Genomic DNA, 18,047 nt, shown 5'->3' with positions numbered 1-18,047 from the left:
TATGCGGCGGGTTTTACAGAGTTTTGGGTTGTTGCTGGCGTTGCTCCTTGCCGCGCCAGTGGCAGCACAAGACATAAGCCCACCGACCACTCCGATCCTGACCATTGATAGCGAACGTCTGTTTTTGAATAGTGATTTTGGCAGACGTGTTGCACGTGAGATCGAAAGTGTTGGCAATGAACTGGCCACCGAGAACCGCCAGATCGAGGCTGAGTTGGCTCAGGAAGAGCAAGACCTGACTGATCGCCGTGCGTCCATGTCACCAGAAGAGTTTCGCCCGCTTGCGGATGCCTTTGATGAACGGGTGCAAGAAACCCGTCAAACCCAAGCAGCCAAATCCCGCAATCTCAATCAATTGCTAGACAAGGAACGGGAAATCTTTCTCAACGCTGCAGGACCCGTTCTGCAAGAGTTGATGGTTGAGGTTGGTGCAACTGTGGTGCTGGAACGGCGGACAGTATTTATCAGCTCTAACAGCAGTGATATAACATCTGCTGCAATTGAACGGTTAAATGAAAAGCTGGGCGAAGGTGGCAATCAAACGCCAGCCCCGCAAAGCGAGCCGCAGGACTAACATAGCTGTGCTTGCCCATGCGCAGCACAATTGTTAGCTGTTACTCCAAAGATCCCGGAAGGAACTCCCCATGACCCAAGACCTAAAACGCGCGGATATTCAAACGATCCAACGTATTCTGCCGCACCGTTATCCCTTCCTTTTGGTTGATAAAGTCGAAGAGATCGACGGCACGCAAACCTCGGTTGGTTATAAAAACGTCACAATGAACGAGCCGCATTTTCAGGGCCACTTTCCCGGTACTCCGATCATGCCCGGCGTTACCATCGTTGAGGCGATGGCCCAGACGGCAGGGGTGATGATTGGTGTCGCGTTGGACCAATTGGATCGCAACATGCTGATCTATTTCATGTCCATTGATAACTGTAAATTCCGCCGAAAAGTTGTGCCGGGTGATGTTTTGCGCATGGATGTCAAAACTCTGCGTGGCAAACCCGGTGGTAAAATCTGGAAATTCTCTGGTGTTGCGACTGTAGACGGCGAGATGGCGGCTGAAGCCGAATTTATGGCGATGCTTGATCTGCCCAAAGGGGATGCGTAATGGGCGTCCACCCCAGCGCGGTTATCGAAGACGGCGCACAGATTGACCCATCCGCTACGGTAGGTCCATTCTGTGTTGTCGGCTCGGAGGTTGTTCTGGGGCCGGATGTGGTGCTGAAATCCCATGTCGTGATCAGCGGACAAACCACTGTGGGTGAGGGGACAGTCATCTTTTCCTTCGCCGTCATTGGTGAAATTCCGCAGGATTTGAAATTCAAAGGCGAAGCTAGCCGTCTTGAAATCGGTGAGCGCAACCGCATCCGCGAACACGTGACCATGAACTGTGGCACCGAAGGCGGCGGCGGGGTGACTCGCGTTGGCGATGACAACCTGTTTATGGCTGGCTGTCACATCGCCCATGATGCAATCGTCGGCAATAACGTGGTGGTAGTGAATAACGCTGCTGTGGCCGGCCATTGCGTGATCGAAGATGACGTTATTCTGGGTGGGTTGTCCGGTATTCACCAATGGGTGCGTGTGGGGCGTGGTGCCATCATTGGCGCTGTAACAATGGTCACAAACGATGTGATCCCATACGGCCTCGTACAGGCGTCGCGTGGGCATCTTGATGGTCTCAATCTGGTTGGTCTCAAGCGCCGAGGTGTTGCGCGCAGTGACATTACGGCCTTGCGGGCTGCATTTCAGATGTTGGCACAGGGCGAAGGTACGTTCCATGACCGTGCAACACGTCTGGGTGCCGAAACCGAAAGCGATTATGTACGCGAGATCGTTGATTTTGTATTGGCCGACACTGGCCGCCACTTCCTGACGCCGAAATGACGCTGGCGATTATAGCAGGGCGCGGCGATTTGCCAGCGTTGGTAGCTGGGGCCACTGATGAGGTTCCTTTGATCTGCGGTTATGAGGGGATAGCCCTGTCTGGGCTTGAGGCTGATCTCACGTTCCGTCTTGAGACGTTAGGCACATTGCTGCTTGATCTTGGGACGCGCGGCGTGACGCAGGTGTGCTTTGCTGGCGGACTAGACCGTCCCGCACTAGACCCAAGCAAGCTGGACGCCGAGACGCTGCCGTTGGTGCCTATGTTCATGCAAGCCCTTCAGGCGGGGGATGATGGCGCATTGCGCGTTGTGGTCGATTTGTTTGAAAAGACGGGATTTACCGTTTTGGGTGCCCATGAAGTTGCACCGGAACTGCTGGCTAAGGGCGGTGTTTATAGTGCTGAATGGCCAGATGCTCAGATGCGCGAAGACGCGGAAGTCGCAGCCACGCATATTCTAGAGATGTCGCCTGAAGACAAAGGCCAGGCATGCGTTGTGGCCCGAGGCAAAGTAAAAGCCATGGAAGACGCGCGCGGCACGGATGCAATGTTGGCTGATCTGTCCGGTGTTACGGACGGGATCCTCTTTAAAGGCCCCAAGGAAAACCAAACCCGCAAAGTTGATCTGCCCACAGTTGGACCAGAAACCTTGGAGGCTGCGCACCGTGCGGGCCTGCGCGGTGTGGTTGTGGATGCGGGTGATGTGCTGGTCCTCAGCCCTGAAAAATGTGCGGTACTGGCGGATGAATACAAACTAGTATTCTGGGCGCGGACCGGAGAATGACCGCCTTGCGCGTCTTTATCCTTGCGGGCGAACCATCTGGGGACAAGCTGGGTGGCGCGCTGATGGCAGGGTTGAAGGCGTTACAGTCTGATGTGACGTTTGAGGGCGTTGGCGGCGCAATGATGCAGTCTGAGGGACTGGAAAGCCGCTTTGACATGAGCGAACTAAGCGTTATGGGACTGGCAGAAATCCTGCCCAAGTACCGCCACCTCAAACGCCGGATCGCACAGACGGCGGCGGCGGTGATCAAGATGCAACCAGATGTATTGATCACCATCGACAGTCCTGATTTTTCCCTGCGCGTGGCAAAGCTGGTCAAAGCCTCAAGCAGCATTCGAACCGTGCATTACGTTGCACCCACCGTCTGGGCATGGCGTGCAGGTCGCGCGGCCAAGATGGCGCACCACATCGATCAGGTACTGGCGCTACTTCCGTTTGAGCCACCCTATATGGAAGCCGCAGGGATGCGTTGTGATTTTGTTGGGCATCCTGTTGTGGCAGAGCCTGTGGCAACATCAGAAGATGCCACAGCATTTCGCGCCTTCCGCGGCATGACAGACGCACCATTGCTGATGGTTTTACCCGGATCGCGCCGGTCTGAGGTTGCGCGACTTGGGGAACGGTTCTCGGAAGTGGTACGGGACTTAAAGGCCAAACATCCTGACCTGCAGATCGTTGTACCAGCGGCGGCTCCTGTTGCTGATGCCGTTCTGGAACTTACCGCCGACTGGCCCGATACAACTGTGCTTGATCCACGGCACGGCGACTATGACGCTGCAATGGCCGAGAAACGCGCGGCGTTTCGGGCGGCTGACGTTGCACTGGCGGCCTCTGGCACCGTTTCGATAGAATTAGCTGCGGCAGATACACCCATGGTGATCGCCTATGACATGAGCCCGCTCAGCCGTATGATCATCAGCCGGATGCTAAAGATTGATACCGTGACCTTGGTCAATCTTGTGTCCGACACCCGTGTGGTGCCTGAATTTATTGGTAAAGCGTGTGAGCCGACAGCGATCGCTAAAGGGATCACTGATGTTCTGGCGGCGCCGGATGGTCAACGCGCCGCGATGGCCCTCACGATGGAGCTATTGGGGCAAGGTGGCCAAGCACCCGGCCTGCGCGCTGCACAGGCCGTTTTAGACGGCATCGCGCAAGTTTAACCGCGATGTATCCAACCGCCGCCAAAGATGCGGCTGCTGTCCGGATCATAAAACACACACGCCTGACCGGGGCTCACGCCTTCTTCGGCAGTCAGCAGCTCAACCTCGGCAGTGGTGGCTGACAGTGGCCGCAGGATCGCTTCGGTCGGGGCACGGGTTGAACGCACACGCACCGCCACTTGCCATTCCTTGCGCGAGGTAAATGCCTCATCGCCCAGCCAGTTCACTTCCTTGATCGGCACCGTGCGCGTGGCCAACATGTGTTTGGGGCCAACGACAACTTCTTTGCGGTCCGCATCTAGGCGCACGACATACAAAGGATCAACAAGCCCACCGATGCCTAGCCCACGCCGCTGCCCGATGGTGTAATTGATCACACCGTCATGTTTGGCCAGCACACGGCCATCGGTGTCTACGATATCGCCGGGGGCGGCAGCTTCGGGACGTAGCTTGCGAATAACGGAGGCGTAATCGCCATCAGGCACAAAGCAGATGTCCATGCTGTCAGGTTTATTGGCGACTCGCAGGCCGTATTTCTCGGCCAATGCGCGAGTCGCGTCCTTGGACGGTAGGTGGCCCAGTGGAAAACGCAGATAATCCAACTGATCAGGTGTTGTGGAAAACAGGAAATAGCTTTGATCACGGTTGGCATCAGCGGCCGCATGCAACTCGGCACCGTTTTCACCCATCTTGCGCTGAATGTAGTGACCAGTTGCCATGCAGTCAGCCTCAAGGTCTTTTGCAGTCTCCAGCAAATCCTTGAATTTCACACGCTCATTACAGCGGATGCAGGGCACAGGCGTCGCGCCGCCCAGATAACTGTCAGCGAATTCATCAATCACCGCGTCTTTGAACACGTTCTCATAGTCGAGCACATAATGCGGAAAGCCCATATCCTCGGCCACGCGGCGCGCGTCATGGATATCAATCCCAGCACAACATGCACCTTTCTTGGCCAATGCTGCGCCATGATCATACAGCTGCAAGGTGACGCCAATGACATCGTATCCTTCCTCAGCAAGCATGGCTGCGACAACCGAACTGTCCACGCCGCCCGACATTGCCACGACCACGCGTGTGTCTGCAGGCGCTTTGGCAAAACCAAGCGAATTTAGCGGTGGAGATTGGTCAAGTGGCATTGGGTGCTCATCATGTCAGGAGTATTAGAGTGGAATATAGGAAAATGTGAACTACTCACAAGGGGGCAGCTTCATATGTCTTTAACGACACGCGGGTCATTGCTGTAGGGGCAATGATGACGGTGTGGTATTATGTATCTTAAAAAAGTTGACGGCCCGCGTGCTGTGACCCTCGCGGATGGAACTGTAATGACATATGCGGACTTACCTCCTGCAAAAACGCGAAGGTGGGTCGCCTCGCGTAAGGCAGCGGTTGTACGCGGTGTTGTGTATGGACTAATCACAAAAGATGACGCCTTGGGGCGCTATAGTTTGAGTGATGATGAGTTCATTGAGTGGGTTAGAGCCGTTTCAACCCACGGTGAGGCTGCTTTAAAGACAACAATGGTGCAAAAATATAGACAACTTTAAGTTGTTCTGCCATTAAGGTTATCAACATTTACGAGTGGTTAACTATTTTTGTTCACGTTTACTCGTATAGATTGACCCTATTTTGGCGGAGATAAACGAAAATGCGTGTGCTGCTTGTCGAAGATGATCCTACTACTTCTAAGAGTATCGAACTGATGCTTACTCATGCCAATTTGAACGTCTATGCGACGGATCTGGGAGAAGAGGGGATCGATCTAGCAAAATTGTATGATTACGATATCATTCTGCTTGATCTAGATCTTCCCGACATGAACGGCCACGAAGTGCTTCGGCAACTTCGCTTGAGTAGGATTGAAACGCCTATTCTGATCTTGTCAGGCTCTGACGATACGGAAAACAAAATCCGTGGTTTCGGGTTTGGCGCAGATGACTACCTGACCAAACCGTTCCACCGCGAAGAGCTGGTAGCGCGTATTCATGCGATCATTCGCCGCTCAAAGGGGCATTCGCAGTCTGTGATCGAAACAGGTACAATTTCTGTTAATCTGGATGCAAAAACGGTTAGCGTCGAAAATAAACCTGTGCATTTGACTGGTAAAGAATATCAGATGCTTGAGCTGTTGAGCCTGCGTAAGGGGACAACACTCACCAAAGAGATGTTCCTGAACCACCTTTATGGCGGCATGGATGAGCCAGAACTAAAGATTATCGATGTCTTTATCTGCAAATTACGTAAAAAACTTACCAATGCCACTGGCAACGGAAGCCACATCGAAACAGTTTGGGGGCGGGGCTATGTGCTGCGTGATCCTGATCCTGCAGAGATGGATATTGCCGTTAGCGCCTGAATGAGCGGCGCGCAGGTATGAAATACGCTAGACCTGCCTTTGGTCGCAGCCTATCTAATTGCGGATAGGCGGCAAACCAAAGGCAGTTTTAGTGACTTCTGAAATCAACACATCCGATCTGGACATTGAGGCGCTGACGCTTGATCAGGCCGAGGCCGAGCTGGCCGTTCTGGCCAAGCAGTTGGCAGGTGCAAATACGGCCTATCATACTGAGGACGCGCCCGACCTATCTGATGCGCAGTACGATGCTCTGAAACGGCGCAATGCCGCGATCGAGAAACAGTTCCCCAAATTAAAGCGAAGTGACAGCCCCAGTGATGTTGTGGGTGCTGCGCCAGCATCAGGGTTTGGGAAAATAACCCATAGCGTTTCTATGTTGTCGCTGGCCAATGCATTCACTGATGAAGACGTTGAAGAATTTGATGCATCTATTCGTAAGTACTTAGGTTTGGGTGCCGATGCGCCGTTGCCCTTTACCGCAGAGCCCAAGATTGACGGTCTTTCGCTCTCATTGCGTTACGAAAACGGCATCCTCATTCAGGCAGCAACGCGCGGGGACGGTGCCGTCGGTGAGAACGTCACCGCAAATGCACGTACAATTGTCGATATCCCGCACCAGTTAACGGGCGCACCAGACGTCCTAGAGGTGCGTGGCGAAGTGTACATGAGCCACGCTGATTTTGACGCGCTCAATGCCCGCCAAGAAGAGCGCGGCGGCAAACCTTTTGCCAATCCACGCAATGCAGCTGCGGGATCATTGCGCCAGTTGGATGCCGAAATAACCCGCGCGCGCCCGCTGCGGTTTTTTGCCTATGCGTGGGGTAGCCTATCAGCGCCACTGGGGGATACGCAGCTAGAGGCCATTCATGCACTGGCAAAGTTCGGTTTTTCCACGAATCCCCTGACCAAGCTTTGTTATGGCCCTACCGAGATGATCGCGCATTACAATGATATCGAAGCGCAACGCGCGACGTTGGGCTATGATATTGATGGTGTTGTCTACAAGGTTGATGATCTTATTTTGCAAGAACGTCTGGGCTTTCGCTCAACTACGCCGCGTTGGGCTACCTCACATAAATTCCCGGCGGAACTGGCATGGACCACGCTTGAAGGGATAGACATTCAGGTTGGGCGAACTGGTGCACTTAGCCCCGTTGCGCGGTTGATGCCTGTTACCGTTGGCGGTGTTGTTGTGTCCAATGCGACCCTTCACAACGAAGATTATATCAAAGGTCTTGATAGCAAGGGCCAAGAAATTCGCGACGGTAAAGATATCCGAATAGGGGATTGGGTACAGGTGTACCGTGCTGGGGATGTAATCCCGAAAATTGCGGATGTGGACACCGCGAAACGGGGCCCAAATGCACAGGCCTTTGTGTTTCCTGAAACGTGCCCGCAATGCCATAGCGATGCTGTGCGCGAACCCGGGGACGCAGTGCGCCGCTGTACGGGTGGGCTAATTTGCCCGGCACAGGCTGTCGAAAAGCTCAAACACTTTGTTGCGCGCGGGGCGTTTGACATTGATGGGCTTGGCGCCAAACAGGTTGAGCAGTTTTATACAGACAAATGGATCAAAGAACCTGCGGACATTTTCACGTTAAGGGACCGCTTTAGCATTGGCATGCAGCAGCTCAAAAACCGCGACGGGTGGGGTGAAAAATCGGCAAATGGGGTGTTCGACGCGATTGATGACAAACGGAAAATACCCTTTGCGAGGCTGCTGTTTGGGCTTGGTATTCGTCATGTAGGAGAGGCTGCGTCAAATATGGTCGCGCTGCATTACGGTACATGGGATGCGTTGGAACTGGCTATGGAACAGGCGCGCGCACAGGAAGGCCCCGCATGGGATGACCTGATTGGCATCGATGGCATGGGGGCTGTGATGGCTGGTTCGCTTGTTGGGGCCTTTGCGCAAGAGGCTGAACATGCATCTATTTTGCGGCTTGTGGCGCAGTTGGATGTGCAAGAAGCCAAACGCGCAGATACTTCGGGGTCTCCGGTGGCGGGCAAGACCGTTGTCTTTACGGGTACTCTCGAGAAAATGAGCAGGGCGGAGGCTAAGGCCCGCGCCGAGCGGTTGGGCGCCAAAGTGTCCGGCTCGGTGAGTGCGAAAACCGATTTGTTAGTTGCTGGCCCTGGTGCCGGATCAAAAGAGAAGAAGGCAAAGGAGTTGGGGATCAAAACGCTGGATGAAGACGGTTGGCTTGAGTTGATCGCAGACCTATGAGCACGCGCCCCGAACCTTTATTTCCCCTATTTGCGGGGTTGGACACGCTGACTGGTGTTGGCCCCAAGACAGCCCAGAACTTTGCAGGGTTGGGTGTTATCACGCCGCGTGACTTGTTGTTTACATTGCCACAATCGGGGATTGACCGGCGTCTGATCGAAACCGTTGAGGGGGCCTTTTTTCCGACAACGGTGACGGTTGCAGTGACCATCGGGCAACACGCGCCACCCCGAAACAAGGGCGGCGCCTACCGCATTCAAGTTGAGGATTCAAAGACCTCGTTTCAATTGGTTTTCTTCCATGCGCGTGGCGATTACTGGCAGCGTCAATTGCCCGAAGGCAGCCGCCGCATTGTCTCTGGTCGGGTGGAGCTGTTTGATAATGTACCTCAGATGGTGCATCCTGACTTTCTGGTCCCTGAGGATGAAGGCGACAGCATTCCGCGCTTTGAGCCAGTTTATCCGCTGACCAATGGTGTGACCCAGAAACTGATGTACAAGGCCTCGCGCGGTGCGCTGGCGCTGATTCCCCAAATGGGTGAGTGGATCGATCCCGGTCAGTTGGCCAAGGCCGAGTGGCCCGATTTTACCTCCGCCGTAAATACCGCCCATGAGCCTACATCGCTGAGTGATATTTCCGCGACTGCGCCTGCCCGTGAGCGTCTTGCCTATGACGAGTTGCTCGCGCATCAGATCACATTGGCTTTGGCGCGACAGGTGGAGCGGCGCAAAAAAGGACGTTCCGCAGAGCCGACAGGATTGCTACAGGCTAAGGTTCTAGAAAGCTTGCCGTATAGTCCAACAGGGGCGCAGACCCGTGCAATTTCCGAGATCATAGCCGATATGGAGACGGATCAGCGGATGAACCGTCTGCTGCAAGGGGATGTTGGCGCGGGTAAAACGCTAGTGGCGTTTATGGCGCTGATGGCTGCGGTGGAATCCGGCGGGCAGGGTGTGTTGATGGCCCCCACTGAAATTCTGGCCCGTCAGCATTTACAAGGGCTTAGGCCGCTTGCTGAGGGTGCAGGCGTGGTGCTGGAGATATTGACCGGACGGGACAAGGGCGCTGAGCGTGCTGCGAAGCTTGCGGCATTGGAGCGTGGAGATATTCACGTGCTTGTCGGGACACATGCGGTGTTTCAGGAAACTGTTGTGTTCCATGATCTGCGCCTTGCCGTGGTGGATGAACAGCACCGATTTGGCGTGCGTCAACGGCTTGAGCTGGGGCGCAAGGGGAGGCAGGCGGATGTTTTGGTCATGACGGCCACGCCGATCCCGCGCAGCCTTGCCTTGGCGCAATACGGGGACATGGACGTGAGTGTGTTGGATGAAAAGCCACCGGGCCGTAAACCAATCCAAACCGTTTTGATTAGCACAGACCGCTATGATCAGGTGACCGAACGCCTGCGTGCTGCAATCGCGGATGGGCGGCAGTGTTATTGGGTTTGCCCCTTGGTTGAGGAAAGCGAAGTCAGCGATCTGACAGCAGCGGAAGAACGGTTTAAACGGCTGCGCGCGACATTGGGCGAGGGGGTTGTTGGTCTTGTTCATGGCCAAATGCCGCCTGCTGATAAGGATGCTGCGATGGCAGCCTTCCAGCAAGGGGAAACAAAGCTATTGGTTGCGACAACGGTGATCGAAGTCGGCGTGGATGTGCCCAACGCCTCAATCATGGTAATTGAACGCGCCGAGAGTTTTGGCCTTGCACAATTGCACCAGCTACGTGGCCGTGTCGGGCGCGGGTCTGAGGCCTCAAGCTGTTTGTTGATGTATCAAAATCCTCTCTCTGAGACAGGGCGGAAACGTCTGGAGGTTCTTCGAGAGACTGAAGATGGATTTGTGATTGCCGAGACCGACTTGAAAATGCGCGGTACAGGGGATTTGATAGGAACCGCCCAATCAGGTGTTCCGCGTTTCAAAGTCGCCGATTTGGAAAAACAGGCAGCTTTGATGGCTGTTGCGCAATCTGACGCGCGGAAATTGCTGCATGATGACCCAAAACTGGAAAAAGAACGCGGACGCGCCGCACGGCTGCTTTTGTGGCTTATGCGGCAAGATGAGGCAATTCGTTTGATTTCAGTAGGTTAAGTTTGGATGTTCTAAAAAGTTCACAAATGTTCTCATAAAGTTCTTTACTGTTCTTTAGGAATATGAGAACAAAGTGGCAACAGGAACGGAGAGACACATGAGCTTCTACCACACAATCAAAGCCATTGCCGCGCGGTCGCAAGACACGCTGGTACAGGACGCAGCCGGAGCCGCTGCATTGATCGTGATGTTGGTGGTTGGTCTACATCTCCCCGGGCTTGTCTGATTTTCTGCCTGCGCTCTCATGCCAGGGTCGGTTTAACGGTGCATTTGTCCCAAATTGATGCACCATTCATGTTACGTACTGCCTGTCCATAACATGTTGGGGGTCCCTCCCCAAACCGTACCATGGGTCCCCATGAGAAACGCTTTCCTTGCGCCGCCACCTGTCCCGGGTGTGCGGCGTATTTTTTTGCCTTATGCCATTTCCTGCGCTGTGCTCATGGCTTCGGCCAATGCTTCGATGCTCAGCATGATCGAGGCGTGACGGTTTTTATATTCTGTTGCGGGGAGGAGAACCTCAAACCCGTCGAACGGCGCATCTGGCACTCCGCCTTTGCCTTTTAGCATCGCCTTTAGCTGATCACGGCCCAGCTGCACTGTCTCAAGAGACGTACCAATGGCTGCGCCAGCTGTTACGGCTGCTGCTGCTTGACCTAGGGCGCATGCTTTTACGTCTTGTCCCAAGGCTTCAAGTTGCCCGTTTTTCAGCTGAACATCTACTGTCACACTAGAACCGCACAGCGGTGAGCGGCGCGATACACTTGCATCCGGTTTATCGAGGCGTCTGAGATGGGGAATATCTGCCGCTAGTGCAAGAATGCGGCCTGAGTAAAGCTTGATGAGATCGCTATCGTTGGACATGGTATTTCCTTTGGCTGACCTCTACATAAGCAGATAATGACCGGATGCAAAAAATAATTAACGAGGCGCGCCAATATGTCCTTTGATCCTTCAACACTGACCTACAATGAGGCGGGGCTAATTCCTGCAATTGCGCAAGATTTCGACACTGGCGAAATCTTGATGATGGCGTGGATGAATGCTGAAAGCCTCATGCGCACGCTGGAAACAGGGCAGGTGACGTATTGGAGCCGTTCACGTCAGGAATTCTGGGCCAAGGGCGCAACATCGGGTCATGTTCAAACCCTCAAAGAGATTCGCGTTGATTGTGATCGAGATTGCCTATTGATGCAGGTGCACCAAGTCGGCGCTGCCTGTCATACAGGGCGGCGCAGTTGTTTCTACACAGGCATTACTGTTGACGGTGAAACCGACCTGACGCCAAACGACTAAAGGCCAACCATCTCGCGGATGTCTTGCGGGGTTGCACCTTGGGTACGGTAAAGCGAGATGGCGCGGGCATCGTCACGTTTTGCCAGCCTTTTACCTGCGTCATCTCGGATCAAGCGGTGGTGAAGATACTGCGGATGCGGCAGGCCCAACAGCTTTTGGAGCAGAATGTGGATTTGGGTTGCCTCAAACAGGTCCTTGCCGCGGATCACATTGGTGATTCCCTGCTCAGCGTCATCCAGCACCACGGATAGGTGATAGGATGTGCCCATGTCACGGCGCGCCAAAACGATATCGCCGACACTGTTAATCATATCACTTGCGGTAAATGAAACGATCTCATTTGTACTGAGTTCCGTGAATTCAAAGGGCTCTACCAATGATGCGCATGCTTTTGCCATATCCAAACGAAGCGCCGTATCACGCGGGCGGGGAACCGCCGGATTTAGGTGTGGTCGGCAGGTCCCAGGGTAGATAACACCGTCAGGCCCAAGCTGTGGGGCGCCTTCTTGTGGGGCACTGGTGGCGGCAGAAATGTCAGCCCGCGTGCAGTGACAGGGATACAGCAACCCGCTTGCCCAAAGATCATCAAGCGCTGTGTCATAATCAGACTGACGATCCGACTGGCGCATAGCCGGCTGTTCCCAGCTTACACCTAACCACGTGAGATCATCGTAAATCTGCGTTTCCCAAATGGCGCGGGCGCGGGTCCGATCAATGTCTTCAATCCGCAGCAGGAAACGCCCGTGTTCAGCGCGTGCAATGTCATGTGCAAGTAGCGCTGAATATGCGTGGCCCAAATGCAAAGGGCCAGTCGGAGATGGTGCAAACCTAGTGGTAAAGATCAAGCTTTTTGAACCACATAGACATTGGACCCCATATCGATTTCGGGCAGGTGATCACCGTATTCACTAAACAAGAGCCGCGCTGCGCCGCAATCCAACCACTCATTCAATCGGCCTATGTTTTCGGGTTGCTCCAGCGCGTGATCGTTGAAGGAAAACACCAAAAGCCCGTCGCTTGGCAGCGCATGGAGCAATGTATCAAGGGTCGAAATGGGAGCCGCTCCAGCGCCGATGACGCCAACCGCGCTAATCAACGTATACTCACCGTTCAATTCGGCGTCGGGTTCTATTTGGGTGAGGGTACGGTAGAGATCTTTTGCACGGGCCTGTTCCAGCATTTGGGATGATAAATCTACACCATCAATCACTTCGAATCCTGCCAGCTTGAGCGCCAAACCAGCAAGGCCAGTGCCGCAGCCAAAATCCAACAGGGGGAGCGTTTTGTCAGGGGCGAAAGACGCCAGCGCCTCGGCGCAACGCGCAGGTGTTGCGTAGCCGTTTTTGCCAATCTCGTCTTCATAAGACGCCGACCAGTTATCATAAAGCGCCCGCGTGCCTTCAGCGTCGCGGGCGGTATAGGCTTTGTCCAAATATGTCTTGATCATCACGCTATGATAAAGCTGTTAACCTTCTTGTCCAGCGCTTAGCCAATCCTGCCAGTCAACTTTAGCGCGGTCAGTATAGGCTTTGTAGCGGTCTTTGCGTCCGCGTCGCCCGCTTTTGAGGCCCTCAACAGGTGGGAATAGGCCAAAGTTGACGTTCATAGGTTGGAAGGTCTTGGCTTCGGCACCTCCAGAGATGTGGGTAATAAGCGCGCCAGTTGCCGTGGTCGGTGGTGGTGTATCAAGGGTGGTGCCCATAATCTCAGCCGCAGCAAGGCGACCTGCCAGCATGCCCATGGCGGCACTTTCGACGTAGCCTTCAACCCCAGTGATTTGACCCGCAAAGCGAACATTCGGGCGTGATTTTAGACGCATCTGGCCATCTAGCAGCGTCGGAGAGTTCAGGAAAGTATTGCGGTGAATGCCGCCCAAACGCGCAAACTTGGCATTCTCTAGGCCGGGAATGCGTTTAAAAACATCCGTTTGTGCACCGTACTTCATTTTGGTTTGAAAGCCGACGATATTATAAAGTGTGCCCAGCTTGTTGTCGCGGCGCAGTTGCACCACGGCATAGGCTTTTACCTCTGGCTGGTGCGGGTTGGTTAGGCCAACTGGCTTCATTGGGCCAAAACGCAGGGTTTCGCGGCCACGTTCTGCCATGACTTCGATGGGCAGGCAGCCGTCAAAATATCCTGCGGTTTCGTTTTCGTGGAATTCGGTTTTATCCGCTGCGGCCAGCGCATCAATAAAGTCGTAATACTGCGCCTCATCCATCGGGCAGTTGAGGTAGGCCGTGCGCTCTTCCTCGGTTTCGCCTTTATCATAGCGCGACTGCATCCACGCTTTGCTCATGTCGATGCTGTCATGGTAGACAATCGGTGCGATGGCATCAAAGAACGCCAAAGCCTCGGCGCCTGTTTCAGCCGCAATGGCCGCGCCCAAATCTGTTGAGGTCAGCGGACCTGTGGCGATGATCCAATGGCCGTTGTCGGGCAGGGATGTGATCTCACCGTATTCAACGCTGATGTTGGGATGTGCCAATAGCGCGTCTGTTACGGATTGCGCAAAGGGGTCGCGGTCGACTGCCAACGCGCCACCTGCGGGCAGGCGGTGCTTTTCGGCGGTTTGCATAATTAGCCCGTTTGCCTGACGCATTTCCCAATGCAGCAGCCCCACGGCGTTCTGTTCACTGTCATCCGAGCGGAAAGAGTTTGAGCAAACCATTTCGCCCAACAAACCTGTCTGGTGGGCAAAGGTCTCTACCTTGGGGCGCATTTCGTGGATGACGACCTTTATGCCAAGGTGTGCAGCCTGCCATGCAGCCTCTGATCCGGCCATGCCGCCGCCGATGATGTGTAATGTGTTATCCATGACGCGCAGATAAGCCAGTGTGCGCAGCGGTGCAACAGGCTGCGCGCTGAGGGGGTGGGCAAATGCCCTATCTATCTAAATGTCCGGGTGATTTTGGGGTCGCCGCAACGGGGATAAGGGGGATCAGATGAGAGTCTGATCTGGAGGGACCTTCCGTTGTCGGCGACCCAAAATGGGGCAGCTCGTCGTGCCATGTCCTATTTGTGCCTTATTGCTGCCCAAATTGACAGACGTAGTTTGGCAACACTGCGGTGACGATTCAGCAACAATGACAACGGGCAAAAAAAAGCCCCCGACGCGATATGCGGCAGAGGCCTGTTTTTAAGGGGTTAATGCGGTTTAGGAGGGGGGCGAGACCTGATCCAATGGCAATCCGGAGGGAACAGATACAGGAACACCCAGTCCTTTTTTCCCAACAGTTTCATCCGTGAGAGCACCCAGAAAAGCCATAATCTTATCTATTTCGATCTCATCTAAGGCAACATCACTGATCTCGATGGCTTCTGCGATGCGCATGACTTCTTCGAAATCATCCATTGCTTTCCAATCGTCTGTTGCAACTTCAGCAGAGAGCAGAGGTTTGTTACGGTCATAACTGGCCAATCCCTGCACGGCATTTAGGTGATGGCGCACGACGTCTTCTAGATCGGTATAGGCACCGTTATGGCCGTAAGGCGCCGATTGGGTCACGTTACGCAGGGTGGGCGTGCGAAAGCGGTACATGTCTTCGGGGTCACCAGACACCATGCCATGGCCCGTGTCGGCATATGCGGCGTGGGTGTTTTTACCTGGTCCTAGTTGCGGCAGGCCAATAGCGTGAAAGTTATGGTCGGTTTGGAAGGTGCCCGTGTGGCACGTAGAACAGCGCGCCTTGCCGTAAAACAGATCCATACCGTCCAGCTGGGCCTCGTTCATGGCGTCACCGCCTTGCAGGTATTGGTCAAAGGGGCTGTTTGTGGCGCGGAACTCTGAGCCGATAAAGGCTGAAAGGGCAGTGCCAATGTCGGTGATGTGCAGATCGGTCCGCCCTAGTGCATCAAAACGGTCACTATATTCGGGAATGCCATCAACGCGTTTGGTCAGTAAGTCCCATGCGCCATCTGGCCCCAGAATGTGTTCAGCGGCAACAGCATCGGCAATGTCGTTTTCGCCGGGGTGTCCGGCCATTTCGTCAGGGGATAGGATTGGTAGAATGTTCTGCGCGGCCAGGGCGGAGGGCATGGGACGTTCCAATGTGCGTCCCTCTGGCATGCGGATACCAAACATTGCATGGCGGTCTTTTGCTGTGCGGCCATCATGGAACATGACGGAAAACTCCCGCGCGCCCAGATTGAATAAAACTGGCGCATTGCGCGGGATACGGGCTTTTGGCGCGTTGTCTGCGTCTACGTGGCGGTCTTCGCCAAGGCCGATGCCGCCTTCGCCAACGGATAGGGACATCGCATCTGATGTACCCAATGAAGGGTGGTGACAGGTTGCACATGCGATGTTTTTGTTCCCCGATAGGATCGGGTCAAAAAACAGATCGCGGCCAAGCATAATTAATTCCTGTGGAAACTGGTGAAAGTCGTCGTCAGTCGCTTCGGTTGGCAAAGGGCCTGCAAAAACTGCTGCACTGCTGAGCAGTCCGGCACATAGGGTTCCTAGCGTCAATTTCATTGTTCACGCGCTCCTCACGGTTTCGTGATGAGGCATAGGGCATTTTAATCAAACTAACGATTACCGGATTGGAAAAACACCGTGCTCTAATCGGAAACAATTATTGTTCCCAGTTAGGTGGCCGCTTTTCGATAAAGGCCTGCATGCCTTCGCGGGTGTCACTATAGCTTAGGTTTTCAACCATCACCTGACCTGTGAAATCATAGGCTTCTAGGGTTCCCATGCCGAGTTGGTCGTAAAAGGCGCGTTTACCGATTTTGACTGCGGCACCCAGCTTGCTTGCGATCTTATCAGCAAGGGCTGCGGTTTCACGGGCCAAAGCGTCAGGAGCAACAACGCGGTTGATCAGGCCCAATTCCTCGGCGCGCTCGGCCGGAATGAATTCACCTGTGGTGAGCATTTCAAATGCTTTTTTGGGCGCGATGTTACGGCTAAGGGCGACCATGGGCGTTGAGCAGAACAGGCCAATGTTCACGCCGTTCACGCCAAAACGTGTTCCTTGGGCTGCGACGGCCATGTCACAGGTCGCTACTAGCTGACAGCCAGCGGCGGTTGCGATGCCGTGAACTTGGGCGATCACAGGCTGCGGCATCGACTGGATGCGCATCATGACATTGGTGCAGCGCGCAAACAGATCTGCAAAAGCGGCAGCACCTGCGTCGTCATTCTGGCGCATGGCCTGCATCTGGCGCAGATCATGGCCTGCGCAAAATGCTTTGCCTTCACCGGATAGGGTAATCACGCGGCAATTTGGATCATCCGCTAATGTATCAAGAGTTTCTTGCAGGGCGGCCAGCATTTCGTCGCTTAGAGCATTCAGGCGCTCGGGGCTGTTCATCGTCAGGTGTGTTACGGCGTCCCGTTGCGTTACTTCTAAAATTGCCATCTTGCGTGCTCCCTTTGTTGCGGCAACTCTAACGATAAGTTTGTAGGGAGAACAAGCATGGCCAGTACAGGCAAAGTAATAATGCAGGCGCCAGAGATTACAGCGTTTTTGCAGCAGGTGTTTTTGCAAGTTGCAGATGATTTTGTCGTTGAGGATGTCAAGCCGAACGAAGTTACTGTTCGGATGAAGATTGCCGAGAGGCATTTGCGCCCCGGAGGGACCGTATCGGGACCGTCGATGTTCGCGCTGGCGGATGTGTCAGCCTACATTGTGACCTTGGCGATGATTGGTCCAAAGGCATTGGCGGTGACGACAAGTTGTTCAATGGATTTTATGCGCAAGCCCGCTTCTGGTGTTGATCTGATCGCAACTGCCAAGCTGTTAAAGCTGGGGCGCCAGTTATCGGTTTCCCATGTTTTGATACATTCTGAGGGTCAGGAAAATCCGGTGGCCCAAGCGACGATGACCTATGCGATACCGCCTGCAAAAATGGGGTAGGGGTACAATTTGTATTGGGTAGGGGTTCAATACCCAAAATTGTAACATTGTACTAAAAATGGGCAGGGAAAACCCTGCCCAAGTGAAGAGGTCTGGCTCACGTCACGGGGATGTCACGCCCTCCAGAACACCTTGCGCGTCTCGTCACGAGCCGCGTCAGGTGTAATTCCCACGTCTCGCAGCTGCCATGCTTCTAGTTGATCTAGATTAAGGCGCGTGCGGCGGCGGGTTACCCATTTTGTCACACAGGCCGCAAACTTAACGCTAACAACCGCCAGCAGCGGAAGGCTGCGTGTGGTGTTGAGAACCGCGAGGGCGTCGTTTGTCAGTGTAGCTGCGTGTGTCATGGGTAAATCTCCTGTAAATATATTGTATTGACAC

The 18,047-nt window shown here is 54.3% G+C and carries 20 protein-coding genes; 12 read left to right on the top strand and 8 right to left on the bottom strand.

Going from position 1 to position 18,047, the window contains the following annotated elements; genetic code table 11:
* Position 1 precedes the first annotated feature (1 nt).
* From V7775_RS16000 to lpxB, 5 genes are all read left to right on the top strand, one after another.
* Positions 2 to 574, top strand: a complete 573-nt coding sequence (locus V7775_RS16000; protein ID WP_335752907.1) for an OmpH family outer membrane protein — start codon at positions 2 to 4, stop codon at positions 572 to 574.
* A gap of 70 nt (positions 575 to 644) precedes the next feature.
* Entirely contained in the window at positions 645 to 1,115 is a 471-nt protein-coding gene (fabZ, locus tag V7775_RS15995; RefSeq protein WP_335752906.1) for a 3-hydroxyacyl-ACP dehydratase FabZ, read from the top strand.
* On the top strand, positions 1,115 to 1,894 hold the full coding sequence (gene lpxA, locus V7775_RS15990; RefSeq protein WP_335752905.1) for an acyl-ACP--UDP-N-acetylglucosamine O-acyltransferase: 780 nt from the start codon (positions 1,115 to 1,117) through the stop codon (positions 1,892 to 1,894). Before fabZ ends, lpxA begins: the two co-directional genes overlap by 1 nt.
* Positions 1,891 to 2,676: an LpxI family protein gene (locus V7775_RS15985; RefSeq protein ID WP_335752904.1), complete on the top strand. Its 786-nt coding sequence runs from the start codon at positions 1,891 to 1,893 to the stop codon at positions 2,674 to 2,676. The genes lpxA and V7775_RS15985 overlap by 4 nt, the downstream gene beginning before the upstream one ends.
* Entirely contained in the window at positions 2,673 to 3,839 is a 1,167-nt protein-coding gene (gene lpxB, locus V7775_RS15980) for a lipid-A-disaccharide synthase (protein WP_335752903.1), read from the top strand. The genes V7775_RS15985 and lpxB overlap by 4 nt, the downstream gene beginning before the upstream one ends.
* Here lpxB and mnmA read toward each other — a convergent pair.
* Positions 3,836 to 4,978: a tRNA 2-thiouridine(34) synthase MnmA gene (gene mnmA / locus V7775_RS15975; protein ID WP_335752902.1), complete on the bottom strand. Its 1,143-nt coding sequence runs from the start codon at positions 4,976 to 4,978 to the stop codon at positions 3,836 to 3,838. The genes lpxB and mnmA overlap by 4 nt on opposite strands.
* 132 nt (positions 4,979 to 5,110) lie before the next feature.
* Between mnmA and sciP the strand changes: the two genes are divergently transcribed.
* From sciP to V7775_RS15950, 5 genes are all read left to right on the top strand, one after another.
* Positions 5,111 to 5,389 carry a CtrA inhibitor SciP gene (gene sciP / locus V7775_RS15970; RefSeq protein ID WP_335752901.1) on the top strand — a complete coding sequence of 93 codons (279 nt, stop codon included), beginning with the start codon at positions 5,111 to 5,113 and terminating at the stop codon, positions 5,387 to 5,389.
* A 101-nt stretch (positions 5,390 to 5,490) separates the two neighbouring features.
* Positions 5,491 to 6,198 carry a response regulator transcription factor CtrA gene (gene ctrA / locus V7775_RS15965; protein ID WP_335752900.1) on the top strand — a complete coding sequence of 236 codons (708 nt, stop codon included), beginning with the start codon at positions 5,491 to 5,493 and terminating at the stop codon, positions 6,196 to 6,198.
* A gap of 91 nt (positions 6,199 to 6,289) precedes the next feature.
* Complete coding sequence (gene ligA / locus V7775_RS15960) at positions 6,290 to 8,425, top strand: NAD-dependent DNA ligase LigA (RefSeq protein ID WP_335752899.1); 2,136 nt, start codon at positions 6,290 to 6,292, stop codon at positions 8,423 to 8,425.
* On the top strand, positions 8,422 to 10,512 hold the full coding sequence (gene recG, locus V7775_RS15955; protein ID WP_335752898.1) for an ATP-dependent DNA helicase RecG: 2,091 nt from the start codon (positions 8,422 to 8,424) through the stop codon (positions 10,510 to 10,512). Before ligA ends, recG begins: the two co-directional genes overlap by 4 nt.
* Before the next feature lie 97 nt (positions 10,513 to 10,609).
* Complete coding sequence (locus V7775_RS15950; protein ID WP_335752897.1) at positions 10,610 to 10,738, top strand: hypothetical protein; 129 nt, start codon at positions 10,610 to 10,612, stop codon at positions 10,736 to 10,738.
* Positions 10,739 to 10,929: 191 nt separating this feature from the next.
* Here the strand turns inward: V7775_RS15950 and V7775_RS15945 are convergent, their stop codons facing one another.
* Entirely contained in the window at positions 10,930 to 11,376 is a 447-nt protein-coding gene (locus V7775_RS15945) for an iron-sulfur cluster assembly scaffold protein (RefSeq protein ID WP_335752896.1), read from the bottom strand.
* A 75-nt stretch (positions 11,377 to 11,451) separates the two neighbouring features.
* Between V7775_RS15945 and hisI the strand changes: the two genes are divergently transcribed.
* A complete protein-coding gene (gene hisI, locus V7775_RS15940) occupies positions 11,452 to 11,808 on the top strand; it encodes a phosphoribosyl-AMP cyclohydrolase (protein ID WP_335752895.1) in 357 nt (118 codons plus the stop codon).
* On the opposite strand, the gene gluQRS is transcribed toward hisI, so the two are convergent.
* From gluQRS to V7775_RS15915, 5 genes are all read right to left on the bottom strand, one after another.
* A complete protein-coding gene (gene gluQRS / locus V7775_RS15935; RefSeq protein WP_335752894.1) occupies positions 11,805 to 12,653 on the bottom strand; it encodes a tRNA glutamyl-Q(34) synthetase GluQRS in 849 nt (282 codons plus the stop codon). The genes hisI and gluQRS overlap by 4 nt on opposite strands.
* Positions 12,650 to 13,255 carry a class I SAM-dependent DNA methyltransferase gene (locus V7775_RS15930; protein WP_335752893.1) on the bottom strand — a complete coding sequence of 202 codons (606 nt, stop codon included), beginning with the start codon at positions 13,253 to 13,255 and terminating at the stop codon, positions 12,650 to 12,652. The genes gluQRS and V7775_RS15930 overlap by 4 nt, the downstream gene beginning before the upstream one ends.
* A gap of 18 nt (positions 13,256 to 13,273) precedes the next feature.
* Positions 13,274 to 14,623, bottom strand: coding sequence for a methylenetetrahydrofolate--tRNA-(uracil(54)-C(5))-methyltransferase (FADH(2)-oxidizing) TrmFO (gene trmFO, locus V7775_RS15925; protein WP_335752892.1), 1,350 nt, complete (start codon positions 14,621 to 14,623; stop codon positions 13,274 to 13,276).
* A gap of 339 nt (positions 14,624 to 14,962) precedes the next feature.
* Positions 14,963 to 16,282 carry a cytochrome-c peroxidase gene (locus V7775_RS15920; protein WP_335752891.1) on the bottom strand — a complete coding sequence of 440 codons (1,320 nt, stop codon included), beginning with the start codon at positions 16,280 to 16,282 and terminating at the stop codon, positions 14,963 to 14,965.
* Positions 16,283 to 16,382: 100 nt separating this feature from the next.
* Positions 16,383 to 17,168 (bottom strand): enoyl-CoA hydratase, encoded by a 786-nt coding sequence (locus V7775_RS15915; protein WP_335752890.1) that lies wholly within the window; start codon positions 17,166 to 17,168, stop codon positions 16,383 to 16,385.
* A gap of 57 nt (positions 17,169 to 17,225) precedes the next feature.
* On the opposite strand from V7775_RS15915, the gene V7775_RS15910 reads away from it, so the two are divergent.
* A complete protein-coding gene (locus V7775_RS15910) occupies positions 17,226 to 17,666 on the top strand; it encodes a PaaI family thioesterase (RefSeq protein ID WP_335752889.1) in 441 nt (146 codons plus the stop codon).
* A 113-nt stretch (positions 17,667 to 17,779) separates the two neighbouring features.
* On the opposite strand, the gene V7775_RS15905 is transcribed toward V7775_RS15910, so the two are convergent.
* Positions 17,780 to 18,013, bottom strand: a complete 234-nt coding sequence (locus V7775_RS15905; protein ID WP_335752888.1) for a DUF1127 domain-containing protein — start codon at positions 18,011 to 18,013, stop codon at positions 17,780 to 17,782.
* Positions 18,014 to 18,047 lie beyond the last annotated feature (34 nt).

The organism is Sulfitobacter sp., assembly GCF_036960155.1.
In the GTDB taxonomy this organism is placed as follows: Bacteria; Pseudomonadota; Alphaproteobacteria; order Rhodobacterales; family Rhodobacteraceae; genus Sulfitobacter.
The sequence above is the reverse complement of the archived record's forward strand: the minus strand, read 5'-3'. Positions and strand labels throughout refer to the sequence as shown.